The organism is Eremococcus coleocola ACS-139-V-Col8, from assembly GCF_000183205.1.
GTDB lineage: Bacteria > Bacillota > Bacilli > Lactobacillales > Aerococcaceae > Eremococcus > Eremococcus coleocola.
On sequence record NZ_AENN01000005.1, the window covers coordinates 13,170 to 29,563 of the forward strand.

13 protein-coding genes and 1 pseudogene are annotated in these 16,394 nt (G+C 37.9%); 2 read left to right on the forward strand and 12 right to left on the reverse strand.

All coding sequences use genetic code 11. The features are described from left to right. Positions 1–395: 395 nt before the first annotated feature. From HMPREF9257_RS01350 to HMPREF9257_RS01400, 11 genes and pseudogenes are all read right to left on the reverse strand, one after another. Complete coding sequence (locus HMPREF9257_RS01350; protein WP_006417718.1) at positions 396–1,061, reverse strand: ParB/RepB/Spo0J family partition protein; 666 nt, start codon at positions 1,059–1,061, stop codon at positions 396–398. A 105-nt stretch (positions 1,062–1,166) separates the two neighbouring features. Beyond that, positions 1,167–1,751: pseudogene (locus HMPREF9257_RS01355) on the reverse strand (ParA family protein); the annotation flags it as partial. Positions 1,752–1,930: 179 nt separating this feature from the next. Further along, positions 1,931–4,150 carry a S8 family peptidase gene (locus HMPREF9257_RS01360; protein ID WP_218015537.1) on the reverse strand — a complete coding sequence of 740 codons (2,220 nt, stop codon included), beginning with the start codon at positions 4,148–4,150 and terminating at the stop codon, positions 1,931–1,933. Then, positions 4,140–5,291, reverse strand: a complete 1,152-nt coding sequence (locus tag HMPREF9257_RS01365; RefSeq protein ID WP_006417677.1) for an AAA family ATPase — start codon at positions 5,289–5,291, stop codon at positions 4,140–4,142. The genes HMPREF9257_RS01360 and HMPREF9257_RS01365 overlap by 11 nt, the downstream gene beginning before the upstream one ends. A 709-nt stretch (positions 5,292–6,000) precedes the next feature. Next, positions 6,001–6,963 carry an IS30 family transposase gene (locus tag HMPREF9257_RS01370; protein WP_006417669.1) on the reverse strand — a complete coding sequence of 321 codons (963 nt, stop codon included), beginning with the start codon at positions 6,961–6,963 and terminating at the stop codon, positions 6,001–6,003. 193 nt (positions 6,964–7,156) lie between these two features. Beyond that, positions 7,157–7,618, reverse strand: coding sequence for an HIT family protein (locus HMPREF9257_RS01375; RefSeq protein WP_006417676.1), 462 nt, complete (start codon positions 7,616–7,618; stop codon positions 7,157–7,159). A 20-nt stretch (positions 7,619–7,638) separates the two neighbouring features. After that, a complete protein-coding gene (gene rlmD, locus HMPREF9257_RS01380) occupies positions 7,639–9,009 on the reverse strand; it encodes a 23S rRNA (uracil(1939)-C(5))-methyltransferase RlmD (protein WP_006417689.1) in 1,371 nt (456 codons plus the stop codon). 312 nt (positions 9,010–9,321) lie between these two features. After that, positions 9,322–9,528, reverse strand: coding sequence for a CsbD family protein (locus HMPREF9257_RS01385; RefSeq protein WP_006417685.1), 207 nt, complete (start codon positions 9,526–9,528; stop codon positions 9,322–9,324). 74 nt (positions 9,529–9,602) lie between these two features. Then, a complete protein-coding gene (locus HMPREF9257_RS01390; protein WP_006417680.1) occupies positions 9,603–9,938 on the reverse strand; it encodes a hypothetical protein in 336 nt (111 codons plus the stop codon). A gap of 1 nt (position 9,939) precedes the next feature. Beyond that, positions 9,940–10,794, reverse strand: a complete 855-nt coding sequence (locus tag HMPREF9257_RS01395; RefSeq protein WP_006417717.1) for a Cof-type HAD-IIB family hydrolase — start codon at positions 10,792–10,794, stop codon at positions 9,940–9,942. Positions 10,795–10,833: 39 nt separating this feature from the next. Continuing rightward, positions 10,834–11,436 carry an ECF transporter S component gene (locus HMPREF9257_RS01400; RefSeq protein ID WP_040466625.1) on the reverse strand — a complete coding sequence of 201 codons (603 nt, stop codon included), beginning with the start codon at positions 11,434–11,436 and terminating at the stop codon, positions 10,834–10,836. Between the two features lie 138 nt (positions 11,437–11,574). Here HMPREF9257_RS01400 and HMPREF9257_RS01405 point away from each other — a divergent pair, with 138 nt between their 5' ends. Together HMPREF9257_RS01405 and HMPREF9257_RS01410 are read left to right on the forward strand one after the other, a co-directional pair. Next, the gene (locus HMPREF9257_RS01405) at positions 11,575–12,273 is read left to right on the forward strand and encodes an AzlC family ABC transporter permease (protein WP_006417664.1); all 699 of its coding nucleotides are present in this window, start codon (positions 11,575–11,577) and stop codon (positions 12,271–12,273) included. Continuing rightward, a complete protein-coding gene (locus HMPREF9257_RS01410; RefSeq protein ID WP_006417670.1) occupies positions 12,260–12,589 on the forward strand; it encodes a branched-chain amino acid transporter permease in 330 nt (109 codons plus the stop codon). Before HMPREF9257_RS01405 ends, HMPREF9257_RS01410 begins: the two co-directional genes overlap by 14 nt. A 152-nt stretch (positions 12,590–12,741) precedes the next feature. Here HMPREF9257_RS01410 and HMPREF9257_RS01415 read toward each other — a convergent pair whose 3' ends face one another. Beyond that, positions 12,742–16,317: a SpaA isopeptide-forming pilin-related protein gene (locus HMPREF9257_RS01415; RefSeq protein ID WP_006417679.1), complete on the reverse strand. Its 3,576-nt coding sequence runs from the start codon at positions 16,315–16,317 to the stop codon at positions 12,742–12,744. Positions 16,318–16,394: the final 77 nt, after the last annotated feature.

Genomic DNA, 16,394 nt, shown 5'->3' on the forward strand with positions numbered 1-16,394 from the left:
CGTATACTTTACAGCAAACGACACCTAGACTCTCATCTATAAAAGATAGGGAGTGGGCAAGAAGTAGAAAATCAGTTGATTTTCGCTTCGTCTACTCAACCACTGCGCTTTGAATTAAATAGATATGCCTGAACAGAATTTAAAAAGTTTTTGCCCAACCTCAAACACTATCACGTTTAATCGCGACACTATAGCTAATCGCTATCGCTAAATGCGTTTTATCCGTACCTGGATTCCCTACTAATTCCACTTCTTGCTTCGTTATAAAGATGACTCAATAATCGTTCTTATTTGATTTTCTTCAACACTCGGCTGAAACGTGAAGTCGTAATCGTCGATGGTCTTTAAGTAAGGGAAAGCAGCCACTTTAACATTATACAAATGCTTATTTTCTATCAAAAGTGAATCACTTTTAAACTGCGAAATGGCTCAATTTTAACTTGCGAAATACAAATTTTCTTTTCATCTACCATTGAAAGTATTTCGGGGATAAGTTCAGTAAGGCGGATATATCTCTGTACCTGATTACGGCTTGAGCCTGCTTGCTCCGCAACTATTTCAACGGATTTTTTGCCATCTAACTTGTGCCCAACTTGGGTACAAGTTAAGTACGACCTTGCACCTTGCCTCTTAATAGCCTCTAATTTCAGCTTAAATGCAAAGGCTCGTTCGCTTGGTAAGATATTTTCTCTCTGCAAATTGCTGTCAACCATAATGATTATGGCGGCATCATCGTCAAGGTTACGGACTATTACAGGCATTGTATCAAGCTCAGCAAGTTCACAGGCTCTTTTTCTGCGATGTCCTGCAACAAGTTCATAACCACCTTCATCACGAGGTCTTGCAATGGCAGGAACAAGTAAACCATATTGCTTAACGCTTTCTGCTGTATCAAGCATGGCTTCATTGTCAATCACCTTAAATGGGTGGTCTTTAAAAGGAAACAGTTCTGTTAAAGGGATTTCAATTATCTTCTCTCGACTTTCATCAGCCCTGCTTTCTTCTGTGGAGAATAAATCATCTACTGATGCCAGCTTTATGTTTTTGGCGGATTTTTTCAATTTTAAGCACCTCCTTAGTCAAACTTGTATATCCCTCGGCAACCTTTCCTTTGGGGTCATGGGCAAAGATACTTTTTCCCTCTTCACTGATTTCTGCAGCTTTCACCGAACGGGGTATATCAGCATTAAATACTTTAATACTGCCTCCATAAGTCTCTCGTACCAATGCACTGATGTCCTTTGCAAAATTAGTGCGCCCATCTACCATAGTTAAGAGAATGCCGTCAATTTTCAATTTGGGATTTATCTGCCTGCGTACCTTTCCAATGGTCTGTAATAGCTGCTCTAATCCCTTTGCTGGGAGATAATCGGCTTGTACAGGAACGATTACACTATCTGCTGCAGCAAGGGCTTGATTGTCAGCGTTCCTAAAGAGGGCATACAGTCTAAAAGAATATAGTCATACTGTTTTTTTACCGTATCAAGGTATTGTTTAAGTATGGTTTCCCTGCTCATGGCATTAACTAGGGATATTTCCATACCTGATAACTCAATGTTGGCAGGTAGTAAATCTACTCCCTCATAGTGATGTAAAATACCCTCTTTAGGTTTAAGGGTAGTATCAGTAATCACTTTCCCCATAACCGTAGTAAGAGTAGTATCTATGCTATCTGGGTGTGAATACCCTAAGCTAATGGACAAACTACCTTGAGGATCTGCATCCACTAGCAAGACTTTCTTATTTTCCATAGCTAAACCTATACCTAAGTTGGCTCAGGTGATTGTTTTGCCAACACCGCCTTTTTGATTGGCTATGGCAATGATTTTTGCATTCAATTCTGTTCCTCCTTTTAATTTTGTGCATAAAAAAAGAGCTAGTCATATATAGACTAACTCCTTTTTCTAAAATATTTTATTGTAATCACGCGTTATGATTGGGAATCAAGACGCAATCTAAGTGTATTAATAGCACGATATCTATTTAATGCTTCTATTTCGCTATAAACATCTAAAGTATTGCTTACATCTTCAATGGTTACAGCTAATGCATATGGAACATCAATATTCTCTTCATCCCAACGTGAAAATAATTCAAGCCAAATCTGCCAATCACCAGCTTCAAATTTTGAAAACAATTTTGTAAACTGGTGACAAACATCCCATTTTTGTCTACCAACTTTAAAATCTTGTTTAACTGGCTTTAAACGTCCATCAGAACTACTCTTTTTTAATGATGCCCGTATATATGCCCCTAAATATTCTGTTCCTTTTGTTCTGTCAACTGGTGGCATTGAAATACATGTTACTGAAACTTTTGCAACATTTCTTCCAACCTGAGCAGCTAAAATTTCAGGCATATAAATTGTTACACGTTCTTTAGTAACCTTATTTAAGGTACCTGTTCTCACAAATGTTACTTTGGAGGGAGAAGAATACTTGCTCTCATCTACATTGGATAAACCTCTACCGTATAAATTATGAGTATATGCCAATTCTTCATCAGTAATACTGTCCTCATCCCAAATAGGCATAGCATTGTGATATAACAAGACTTTTGCCAACAGGATATCTTGGTTAGGGATAATTCCTAATATTTCTGCAAAATCTCCAGCTACAACAGGAGCAGTAAAACTTGTTCCTGCATCTGGCGTCAGTTGACCGTTTTTGTCTAAAAGTAAAGAATATTTATCTTCAGGCACTGATACTGAACCTGCAATACATGTTATACAACCACCGTAAGCAGTCAAATCAGGTTTAGAAAAACCATTAAATCCTGAACCTATCCGACTATATGAAGAAACTTCATTTATAGCAGAAAGACTATTTGGGTGCGTTTCTCCTGAAGTTGCTCCAACAACAACAGATAACATAGAATCAGCTGGAGCTGATACTCTCGAATCATCATCATCTAGAATATCTTCTAAACAAGATTCAGTGCTCCACAATTGGTGATTTCCAGCTGAAATAACAAACTGCACATTTCGTTTTAGTTGTAGAGCATCCAATTCATAACCTAAAATACTCATTTCATCCCCTTCAATTGGTGAGGATGCATTTGCAGATAGATTATATATTTTAGATATATCACAAAATGTAGCTACAGCATTCTGAATTCTTTTGATAAACACATTTACAGGAACACTTCCATCTAAAATGTTGCAATCAATAATACGAGTTCTTGGAGTAATTTTCGTACTAGGCAATTGGTCACATATGTATTTGAATGCAACTCTACTAGCAACTTTTGTTCCATGCTCACTATCACCACCAGAAGAACCATCTGTCCAATGATGGAGTATAAGTGGTTCTAATCCTTCTGGAAAATTCACTCCCGAGTCTAATACAGTTACTATGGGTAATTTATCAATAAGAACACTATCGTCCAATTCCAATTCATTTAAATCAATTGCATCTTTTGATGCTACATCTGCACTAAAAAAATCAGTTTCCTCAATCCTATAAATTGCTGAATCATTCTCGTAATGAAATAAGGAATTCGAAGGTATAATTACCCGAATTACTGGCGTGTTATCTGACAAGTAATATAGTTCTTCCTGAATAATCCCATCTCTGTCTCCAATTTTTTCAACTAATCTTTGTATTGCTAAATCATATATTTCTTCTCTTAAGTTAGGCACAAGCATTAACTGAATATCCAATGAATCAGAAACCAGATCCGAACAAGTGGTTTTTTTCAAAGAACTTGAATTCTTTTCACTGCCAAGATAAGGCTTAAAATCTTCTATATAATCAAAATATGTTTTACCTGATCCTGAACGAGTATAATCATCTATTCTCTTTTTTAATGATTGAAACTGGTTTTCTGTTGTAGCAATTACAGCCTTATTCTCACTTTTAACAACTTTAACTTCCATACCAGTTGATGTAAATAAATCCTTTTTATCTTTGATCTTTTCTCCATCTGGCAATTCAACTTTGAATATCATTAATCCTGTATCTGATAAAGAATCATCCTCTGAAACATTTTCAATCGCTTGTTTTATTGATTGAAGACTGCTACTTAATTTTTGTCCATGCTCAGTAAAAGATATATTTCTTGGTGTTGTTCTCCCTGTTGGTTTTTTGTCTACCCTAGTAACTTCTTCATCAGGTATCCACAAATGGTTTCTTCTTTTATCACTCATCATTTAGCTCCTCCTTTTTAAAGCGATAGTCCAACGTAGATTTGGGAATACTTGTTATCTCTTCTAATGTTCTTAATGATATACCATTTTTTTTAAGCTTATATAGTGCTTTCATAAAATCATCACTATTCTCACTTACAAAAAGTGTGTTTTGTTGCAACCATATTTCTGCAATCTCTTTTTGAGAGACAACTTTATTTACATTTTCCAATACACAATATTTGGCAAGTGATTGCATAAAACTCTGAACTTCTGCACCACTCATACCTTCAGACAATATTATTAAAGTCTTAATATCAATATCATACTCAGATAATTTTTCAGAATAAAATCTTTCTATAATTTGAGTTCTCTGTTCCATATTTGGTAATTCTAATAGTATTGAAGAATTAAATCTTCGCCAAATAGCTGGATCTAAAAGGTGATGGTGATTTGTTGCAGCTACTAAAAAAACGTTCGATGGCATGGCATCCATATTTTGCAAAAGAGTTGTCACAACCCTCTTGAGCTCCCCTAATTCATTAGAGTCATCTCTTTTTTTAGCAATAGCATCAAACTCATCTAGAAATAACATAATTCTCTTATTCTTAACAAAATCAAAAATTTTTCTTATGTTTGTTCCTGTTTGCCCTAAATAAGAAGAAACCAAGCCATCCAGTTTTACGTATGCAACTGGTATTTGCAACTCGCCTGCTAAAGCATTCGCAGTTAATGTCTTTCCACAACCCGGAGGCCCACAGAATAACAGCCTGTTTGCGGGAGCGATACCTCTATCAATAAGTTTTTTAACAGATTTTTGCTCTGCTACAATTTGCCGAACTGCTTGTAATGTTTTCTCAGGCAAAGCAACATCTGACAATGTAATTTTAGGGGTTAAAATCTCTAATAATTCCAAGGTACTATCCTTATCTTTAGGCATCGGAATTGCATTTTGAACGGAAAAAGACATTTCTGAAAGTGGACTATCGCTATAAGCTGCAGAACGTTTTTTATCATATACATATGCTTTCCTCAGTGAGGAAGATGTGTTAAGATTTCCTTTCTTCTCTTCATCATCAGCTAAACTATTTAATGCATTTTTAAAAGCATCTTCGCTACCAGAGCTATGAGCTTCTATCAATTTAACTACTAAACTTGATTTCATATTGACACCTCTTTTTGGGACACTATTGTTTATAATGTTAAATAGTATCATTTTTATTCCCATTTGTCAACATATTATTGGACGCGATTGGACAGGTAATTATTGATTGCAATCTCTCCCCAGAAATAATTGTTTTTATATTATCAGGAAAGGTATATATACTGGCAATATCTCATTGATTCTCCGTACATCTTTCATCATTTAAAATAGGTTCAAGTGAGAAATTTTGCCCATCCTTTGTTCTATATATTTTTACGTCCAATTCTGTCCCTCCTTTCAATTTTAGGCACAAAAAAAGAGCTAGTTATATAAACTAACTCCCTGTGAAAATGTACTATTTAATTTTATCTATTTTGATTGTCAAATTAAGCTAGAATTTTTACCTAACACATAATACATTTGCTTTTTGTCTAATTGATAATTAAAATGGTTGTTCGAAAGTTCAAGAATAAATTAGCCACTAACTTTAAGGTTTCCACAAAGTCAGATTTGTGGCAAATGAAGTGAGTCAAATTGATGCATTAAATCGTTAGATCTTTACTTGGATGCTCCGGTATGATACTCGCGAATAGCAAGTTGGGAAAAGGTTTGGGTAGGATACCCAAAAAGCATCCCTAAATCATCATGCCGGGCTAGGCACCAAGTCAAGCTCTAACAATCAGGTGCCTTACGCAATGGTTTCACTGCCTTTACAAACACATTGTGTGCATTAGAAAGCATCTATCCATCCAAGTTCCTTACAACAATCGATAAAAACTTCAATTGGCGTTCGATAATCGAATGATTTTCGTGGGATTTCATTACGGAAATGAGCTGTTTGGCTGAGTGTATCCTGCGATATATCGGTAAAATCCATCCCCTTAGATAACCCATCTCTTCGAAGAAGTCCATTAGAGTGTTCATTTAAACCGCGTTGTGACGGACAACCGGGATTAGCAAAGTAAATATTGATGTCATTGACATTTGAAATGGCTTTCCAATCAGAAAATTCTTTTCCACAATCAAACGTAATGGATTTAAATAAATTTCTCGGTAAAAAAGCAAACCAGTTATCACAAGCTATTCGCACATCACTTGATTTTCGACTGCTAATTTTTATCGGGATGATGAGTTTACTGATTCTTTTGACCAGTGTTAGGACTGCACTCTTATGGTCTTTTCCGACAATAGTGTCACCTTCTAGATGTCCAAATTCTTTCTCATATTGTGGATTTTCTTTTTGACGATCTTCGATGGTGCGTCTAAAGTGTTGTTTACCTCTTTTTTCCTGATGCCCATTGGGTTTTCTCTTACCTTTCATCGGTAAAGTTGAGGGATCAAAGAGTTCCGAGTCTTTAAAACGACGATAGAGTGTTCGAACTGTACATCCTAATGGGAGTTCATTCCGACCAATGATGACGTCAGGAGACCACCCCTGGTCCACTTTTTTCTTAATATATGTGGTTTGTTTAGTGTTAAAGACCTTCTTTTTGGCACCACAGCGTGATTTATTCTCTTTATATTGATCGTAGTATTCCTGAATATTACCACTATTTTTAAGAGAATTAACGACGTTATAAATGGTTTGGATGGCCCGATTTAATTTTTTAGCGATATCCGTTACTTTTTTACCGCTATCGTAATAATTTTCTATCCAAATCAATTCCTTCATGGTAACATGTTTATAAGCCATTTGTGTGTACTCCTTCCTTAGCATGTGATCGTATGTTTAGGATACCATACAAATGGCCTATTTATTTTTCTAGCTTAATTTTACTATCCAAGCAATTATATGGACTTTATCGATAATTCGAATTAATAAAATAAAAAATTGGCACCATTTTCAAATCCAACTTAAAAATGATGCCAAGACAAAACTAAATTATTTATTTAAATATTTTATTAAGTTCAGCTATTAGCTTCTCTTTTAATGCCATTAATTCAGTATCTGATGGACGATTCGAATCACTATACATTAATTCCATAGGATACCACCAAACTGGACCTTTTCCTTTATTACCATAGTTTTCTATATCACCCGCTACCCTTGGAAACAAATGCCAGTGTAGATGTGAATCTCCATTACCAAGTAGTTCATAGTTAATTTTATCTGCATTAAAACCTTTATATACAGCCTCTCCTACTAATGACATTTCTTCTAAGAATTTCAATTTAAAATTCTTTTCTAATTCAAAAAGTTCTGTCTTGTGTTGTTTACATAAAAAAATCGTATATCCCTTAAAATGTTGATTGTCTCCCAACACAACATAACCGGTTTCTAATTCTTTTACGAAATATTGATTCTCATTATTTTTAATCATTTCTATTCTTTCACATATTAAGCACATCGTTATTACCTCAACAATTTCTAATTTGTTCTTGTCATCAATACTAGAGCCTCCACATGCACAGTTTGTGGGAACATATCCACTGGTTTAATCGTTTTCACTTCATAACCAGCTTCGGCAAAGATGGCACAGTCCCGTGCACAAGTTGCTGGGTTACATGACACATAGACAATTTTTCCCGGATTTAAATCAATTAAGGTATCGACAAAAGTTCTATCCAAACCCTTGCGTGGTGGATCGACTACCGCCACGTCAAAGTCTAAGCCCTGCTCTTGCCATTTAGGCAGAATGACTTCCGCCTTGCCGGCTTCAAAATGCACATTAGTCAAAGCATTGGCTTGCGCATTGAACTTAGCCATTTCAATGGCTTGGGGCACAATTTCCATGGCATAAACTTCTTTAGCTTGTTGAGCCAAGGCCAAGGAAATCGTCCCAATACCACAATAAGCATCGAGGACGCGTTCATGGCCATGTAAATCAGCCGCAGCTAAGGCTAAGCGATACAATTCTTCTGCTTGCGGCGTATTGACTTGATAGAAGGATTGGCCTGAAATTTCAAAATCCAAGCCTAACATTTGATCATGGTAAGTGGCTTGGCCCCATAAGACTTTTTCTTGGCGACCTAAAATTGCATTACCTTTTGACCGATTAATATTCAAGATTAAAGAAACTAAGCCGGGCACTTGCGCCACAATTTTCTCAACGACTTGTTCTTGCTTAGGCAACTTATCCCCATTCACGACTAGAATGATCATAACTTGGCCAGAATAGTGGCCGCGTTTCACCACCAAATGACGCAGTAAGCCCTTGCCACTCTTTTCATCATAGGCGGATAAATTGAAGTCCCGTAAAATATCCCGCACCATCAAAATGATTTGATCAATGACTGGATCTTGAATATGAAAATTTTCAATGGGCACCAGGTCATGACTTAACCGCCGGAAAAATCCGGTTTCCAATTGTCCCTTGACTTGGCGCAAAGGCACTTGCGCCTTATTCCGATAGCCCCAAGGGTTGGGTGCTGCTAAGGTTTCTTGCACAGTGATATCGGTAAAATGCCCAATCCGGGCAAAGTCTTCTTGGACTAATTTTTGTTTAAAGGCCAATTGTCCTGGATAAGACAGGTGTTGCAAAGTCATAGTTCCAATTTGACTGCCTAAATTATCGCGAATTTCTACCCGATTCTGACTCGGTTGCATAATTTCTAGGAGACGACCATAACCAAAACGTTTACCGACTTTAATGACTTTAAAGCGAATTATTTCTTGCGGGAGTGCCCCAGCCACGAAGAAGGCAAAGCCGTCAACTTTGACCACACCTTCTCCTTGCGAGCTTAAGTCGAGGACGGTTCCCTCTAATTCTTGATTTTTCTTAAAGGTGATTGCTTGCATGCCTGGACCCCTTTCTGATACTCATAATTAAGTTTATTATAACTAAATCTCAACAAAATAGCACCAAGTCCGCTACTAGCTATTTTCAGATACCATACATATAAAGACGTTGCGCTCATGACTTCGCTCAACTACTGTGGCTCTAAATCGTTTCACTCAAAGAGCCACAGCAAAGACGGTCCCACGGGGCTGGTGCCAGCTAATTTCCAAGGTTTTAACTAATCTTTTCATTTATATAGTTTAAAAATATAACAAAAAACCTTGTCAGCAGCACACACTGCCAACAAGGTTAAACTTTTTTATTAAAAATACTTATTCAGCGTCTTTTTCCTTTTTGTCAAAACTATCTTTGACACCTTTAACAGCACCATCGACAGATTTCTTCACGTCTTCGAGACCTTCTTGAACTTTACCCACAGCATTTTGCACTTGACCTTCAATTTCTTTACCTTTATCGCCAGTTAATTTGCCAAGGCCTTCTTTTAATTTACCTTCGAATTGATTTTTTTCTTCTGTCATGGTAATTCCTCCTTTAGTTATCTTAAGTTAATTATACCACAATTACCATTGCTAACCTAATCATACGCTTTAAACTAGTCTTGATCAGGTAAAAAAGTCTCTAAGTGTGTCGCCAGTTGATCTTTATCACGTGCCTTTTGTGCCTCAGAAATATGACTTGGATCTAGGGCATATGAAAAAACTAACTTATCTTGACTGTCGTAACCTTCGATGGTCTCCCCCATCTCAGAATCCTGCCGATAAGTCACTTGCAAATTCTGATCTTGAACCCATTCCGTTACTTCTTGCCGAACAGATTGCCGTAAAACTTTATACATCTCTGCCATGGGTTTAGGAATATAAAAGATATCTACTAATTCTAATTCTTCTTCCTGACTTGCTTGGGTTTTCTTGCGCTTACTCTTAGCCATCCTAGTCTTGCACTCTTTCTTTACGATAGTTTTCGATAAAGGAAATATCCCCTTTTTCCACTAACTCTTCTAAGAAAGTTACCACCGCTTGATCTTGGTTAGACCCAATTTGATAACTACATAGGGCAAGTAGGTCAGGATCTGCATTAGCCATGGCCACACTGTATTTAGACACTTCCATCATGGAAGCATCGTTGAGTGAATCTCCAAAAGCTAGTGTCTGGTTAGGACTAATATTGTATTTATCTTGTAAATACAATAAAGCTTTTCCTTTCCCCCCATCTTTATAAATGGCATCCATCCAATTATCACCCGATGACATGGCAACTACACCCTCAAACTGGTCATTAATCGCGGCAACGACTTCTTTAATCTCAGCCAGAGGTGCTTCAGTATAAACCGCAATTTTAGTAATCGTTTCGGTTTCTGTAATTTCATTGTAATCATTTAAATGATTTAAAATACGATTATATTTTTTAAAGGCCGCATAGGCCTCTTTATTCTTTTCATCGTAATAGGAATGACTGCCTACGGAAACCATGGGATAAAAACCCGGATGACTTTCAATTAAGGCAATGATATCTAGAAATTCATGATGAGCTACCCCATTAGCGAAAATATTCTCTTCCGCCTTGACCATAAAATTACCATTATCACAAGCAAAGTAAAGGCTTTGGCGTTGATCTGGGGTAAAGAAGTCTTCCACCTTATGATAGGAATTACCCGTCGCTACTACAAAAAGTGCCCCTTGGGCTTCTAAAGCTTGAACACAAGCCATAAACTGATCGCGTTCAAAAGTCTTTTGACTAGTCAGTAAGGTTTCATCTAAATCCGTGACGATTAATTTGGGAATCATTAAGATTATTCCTCCTATTATTTAAGCTTCTTGTTTATTTTAGCTTAAACGTTTACGATTGCCAAATCGTTCCAAGGCAATCAATAAAATTGGGGTAAGAATGGCTGATAGAATTGCTTCTGGAATACCATTGGCCATTACAGCGGCACCTAAGAATGGCCAGAGTTGATCCATATTTATATTATTTCCAGCTGCAAAGTCCGCCCCTTTAAAAAGGCCGATGGCGCCTAGGACTAAAATTGTATTTAGAAGTGAACCTAACAGACCAGTTATTAAACCAATGGTCGGAGTCTGCATATTTTTCTTATATAAGTACGCTGCCAGAAGACCAATAATAAAAGGCATAATCATCCGCGGTAAAATAGAGACAAAAGGTGATTGGAAAATTAAACGTTCCACTGGACTCGCTGTAAAAATTGCCCGTAAAAGAGAATTAACACCCCAAACGAAACCAATCAAAATTCCCGCACGAGTAGAGACTAAGATTGAAGCAATAATCACAGTAATATGGATGATAGTCAAAGAAATAGTAGGCAACATAATATATCCTAGGGCGGGTACCCAAGATTGTAAGATAATGATGGCAATAAAAATAGCTACCGTCACGAGTTCCCGTGTTCTAGTGCTAGTGTATGAATTCATGTGTTTTCTCCTTTATTTATACAAATATATCTACATTATACCCAACTTAGCTCAAAATAAAAGATTTCTGCCTAATTTTATTGACCTACTTTTTAATTAGATATAAAATTTAAGCTAGTTGTAGAAAGTGGGTGTCTTATGAAAAAATTATTGACCTATATTTTTCCCTTAACCGTTCCAATTTTAGCGGGTTATATTTTCCTAGGACTTTCCTATGGAATTTTTGCTTATAGTGCTGGGATTTCTCCCTGGATAATATGTTTAATGAGCCTAGTTATTTATTCAGGCACGATGCAATTTGCGACGGTCGGTCTCTTAAATGCCCCTTTCGATCCCATCGGCGCCATCATGTTAACGATTATGGTATCGGCTCGAATGCTCTTTTATGGAGTGACCCTTTTGAAACCCTATAATAAAATGAAACATCCTTTTAAGGAGATAGCTATCTTTGGGCTCACTGACGAAGCCTTTTCCATTGCGGTCACCACGCCGGTTCCCCCAGATTTAGATCCCAACCATGTTTATGCCGGGATTGCTTTTCTAAATTATTTCTACTGGTTTATAGGATCAATTCTTGGAGTGACCATGGGTCAAATTATTACCGTAAATACTGAAGGCATTGAGTTTGTCTTAACTGCCTTATTTGTCACCCTCTTTGTCGAACAGTGGTTATCCAACGACAACCATCAACCGGCCCTGGTTGGTTTGACTGCTTCAATCCTCTGTTGGCTTATTTTGGGACCAACAAATTTCATGATCCCAGCCATGGTCCTCATTGTAGCTATCTTCGTGGCAGAATTCTATCGTAAAGGAGACCGCATCAATGATGACCAGTAGCCAAGTTTATATAACGATTGCCCTAATTACCTTAGTCACCGCTTTAATTCGGTTTTTACCTTTCATTATCTTTCCCGCCAACCGCAAGCCGCCATTATTTATTCAATATTTAGGAACCGTCTTACCCATGGCAGCTATTTCCTTATTGGTGGTTTATGCTTTGAAAGATACCGTTTTTCTTACTTCTCCTCATGGTATCCCCCAAATTTGTGCAGTTATCGCTCTTTTCTTCGTCCATAAATGGAAACGGAATACACTACTTTCCATTGCGACTGGTACCTTTGTTTACATGTTTATCATCCAAGTTTTCTTTTGATTTATCTGTAATCTGTACCGCTTGTCAAGGAACAAATTTGTGCATTCTGGATTTTCAATGCACAAATTTTTCAAAGCCTATTTTCAAAAAAAGGAACTATACTCAACTTCTAGAGTTGGTATAGTTCCTCTTTTTAGTTTTTACACTTACGCTTAATCATCGTCTTTGGGTTTTCTGATGATAATCACTAAACCAACAATCGCTACCACTATAGGAACAATATAGGCAAGCAGTGAAGAATTTTCACCCGTACCCGGCAAATTATTTTTCTTCTCAACACTGCTTGTCTTGGTCACTGTCACTGATTGGCTGGCTTGACTAGATTCTAGGCTACTTACTTGGCTGGCATCATCTGCTTTACGACCATAGATGACCGCGAAAGTACCCATTTCTTGGGTATTAAAGGTCATGTTTTGTTCACTTAGTCCAAAAGTAAGGTTCGCCAATTGATCTTGTCTTACTCGGACTAAACGAGCACCCTGACTTGTCTTGATTGGTAATTGGATTTTTGCAATGTGACTTAGGTTTGCTGCTTGACCATTACTATCTAGCAATTGGATTTGATACGCTTGATAATCGCTGCCTTTTAAAGAGCTTGGTTCGGGATCAAGCGGATTACTTACTGCCGCTACCTTAAGATTAGCCACTTGACCAGCATCAGCTGGATTAATCCAGACCTGGACTCCAGTACTTGGGTCACTGAAAGCTGTCGTTGCTGCTTTCGCTTCTTCTTGAACTTTTTCGACTGACTGGTCTTCCGTTACAATGACTTCTTTTTCAGAAGCTGCTTCCTGACGGGTCACCATGGCGGTGGTGACTTGAACTTGGTGGTCAACCACTATATTTTGTTCTGCTTGGTTAACTTGGTAGCCATCTGGCACTTGACTAATCGTATAAGTTAATTCACCTAAAGCCACTTGGTCTAATGTAACTTGACCATTTTGATCTGTTTTTAATTCTTGGTCTCCAGTTTTAATGGTGGCACCCGGAACGGGGTTATTCTGATTATCGACTACTTGAATCGTTACTTGACCTGTTTGGATTTTTTTGCTGACTTGATAGGCATAATCAAAAGCCATCCCTTCGGTTAGGTCAATTTCTTGCTCTTGACCTTGACCTTCATAATCCTCTGGTACTGCTTTAATTACTAATGAATATTTATTAGGTTCAAGGTCTTTAAAAGTCACTTGCCCCTTATCATCAGTCACAGCCTCTTGCTCACCTAAGCCAATCGTCACACCCTTAACGGCTTGGCCATCTTGGTCAAAGACTTTAATCACAGCTTGGGCCTTGGCTAAGTCTCTTTGAACTTGTAATTGACCTTGACCATCATGGTCAGTAAGGGTGATCGTGTCGTTTGCTTGACCTTGATAGCCTTCTGGCAACTGAGTAACTTGGTAGCTATAATCTTGGGCTGGTAAATTCTCAAAAGTAACCAAACCATCTTGATCACTTGTTTCTTCTTGGTCTCCTACTTGGACTTTAGCGCCCACGACAGGTTTTTGGTCTTGGTCTACCACTTTAACTGTCAATTTATACTTAGGCGTCTCTTTAGTGACTTGGATTTGACCTGTTTGGTTTTCTTCTTCAGTGATGGTCAATTTTCCTTCTGGATTGTCCACTTGATAACCTTGAGGCAATTCACTGATAGTATATTCATAGTCATCTGGGCTTAAACCCGTTAATTTAATTTGTCCTTGGTCATCGGAAGTAAAAGCTTGACCATCTGCCAGTTGGAGACTTACACCGGGCACTGGATTTTGGTCTTGGTCTACCACTTTCAAAACATAATCAAATGTTGTGGCTTCTTTAGTCACCTGGATTTGACCTGTTTGGTTTTCTTCTTCAGTGATGGTCAATTTTCCTTCTGGATTGTCCACTTGATAACCTTGAGGCAATTCTCTGATAGTATATTCATAGTCACCGGGACTTAAATCCGTTAACTTAATTTGTCCTTGGTCATCGGAAGTATATGCTTGACCGTCTGCCAGTTGAAGGCTGAGGTCAGGTACTGGATTTTGGTCTTGGTCGACCACTTTAATCACAAAATTAAATTTACTGGCTTCCTTTATAACTTGGATCGGTTTGCCTTGCTCTTGACCTTCTTGAATGGTAATTAAGCCGTCCGCCTTTTCTACTTGGTAGCCTTGGGGTACTTCCGTCACAGTATAGGCATAGTCACCAGGGACTAATTCTCTTAAAACAAGTTGACCTTGGTCATCCGAAGTATAAGAAGTACCCTCTTCCATTTGAATCGTAAGTCCTGGCACTGGTGCTTGGTCTTGGTCCACCACTGGAATCACCAGCGATTGAGCCTGGGCAGTTTTTTCGATAGCTAGTTCTTCACTAATAGGCTGATCAGAACTTAGGTCTATACTCCCTTCACTTTGACCTAGATAACCCTGCGGCACTTCTAAAATTTGATAATTGATGGATTCACCCACCGGTAATTCTTCAATCACAATCTGTCCTTGATCATCCGTTTGGTAAGTTTGGTCTTTGACTAATAGGGTAACACCGGGCACTGCTTGACCACTTTGGTCAACCACTTTGAAAGAGACCGAGGTCACTTGTGGACTAGATTCTTGGTTCAGCTTTTCCAAGTGAATTGATACGGGCTGATTTTCTACATAATCAAAGGTTTGTGGAGCTTGACTCAAAGCATAGCCGTCAGGAACAGAAGTCACCTGATATGTATAGGCGCCTGAGCCAATACTAGGCAGCTCAAGTTGACCCTGTTCATCACTAGTATAGGTTTGGCCTTCATAAGTAATCGTAACCTCTGGAATAGCCTGTCCTTGATCATTCACAAAACTTAGCTTAACCGTTTCAGTATTTGTTTCTGCCGTTTGACTGATAAGGTTAAGATCTAATGTATGTTGGGTATTGGCTTCGAGGGTCACCGTTAGATTATTCTGGTCTTCTGCAACTTGATAGCCTTCAGGTACTTGCGTAACCTTAAAGTCCAAACTGCCCGCTGGTAAGTCATTAAATATAGCTTGGCCGCTCTCATCACTGGTTTGGGACTGATCGCCTACTTGTATGATAACATTGGCAACCGGGCTAGAATTTTCATCCCTAACGGTTACAGTCAGACTAGCTAGGTCTTGGGCAGGTTCAGCTGAATCCTGGCTTGAATCCTGACTTGAATCTTGGCTTAGATCTTCACCTGAAATTTGGTCTGCCATTTGGGCTTGACTGGCTGCCACAGCCGCCTCAACTTCAGCTTCTTTGTCCGCAAGCTGGTCTGCATCCATAAGAGTCAATCTCATGGTATCAATTTGAATGGCTTGCTTAACGTTAAAGTCAAGTTCATACACATTAGAACCATCTTCAGCCTGCTTTAAACTATTATTCTTGAAAAATTGGTACACCATCTGATTATTACTTGAATCTTGGTATTCAAGTAAAATTTGATCAAGTTGATTCGCTTCTCTTTGGAAATTATCCTGATCACTTACTCGGATTATATAATCCCCTGCTTCTAATAGTTTAAGCATATTAGAATCAGATGCTACTTGATCAGATTGCCATAAACTCGTAAAAGTTCCTGCATCATTTTTTTGTAAAATTTCAAATTTTAAGTTTTCGGTTTGGGCGGTTTCTTGGTTATAAAGACTCGATATCTGTGGACTTGAATTAGTTTGGGCTAAACTGGTCATAGGAAAACTAGCTAAAACCAAACTAGACACTAATGTTAATGCGATTTTTTTATTTAATGTCGTCATATTTTTCTCCTCCCTTACATCTAAATTTTACCATACTTCGATTCCAAGGGGGCTCGTTTAGGTAATTCATCACAAAT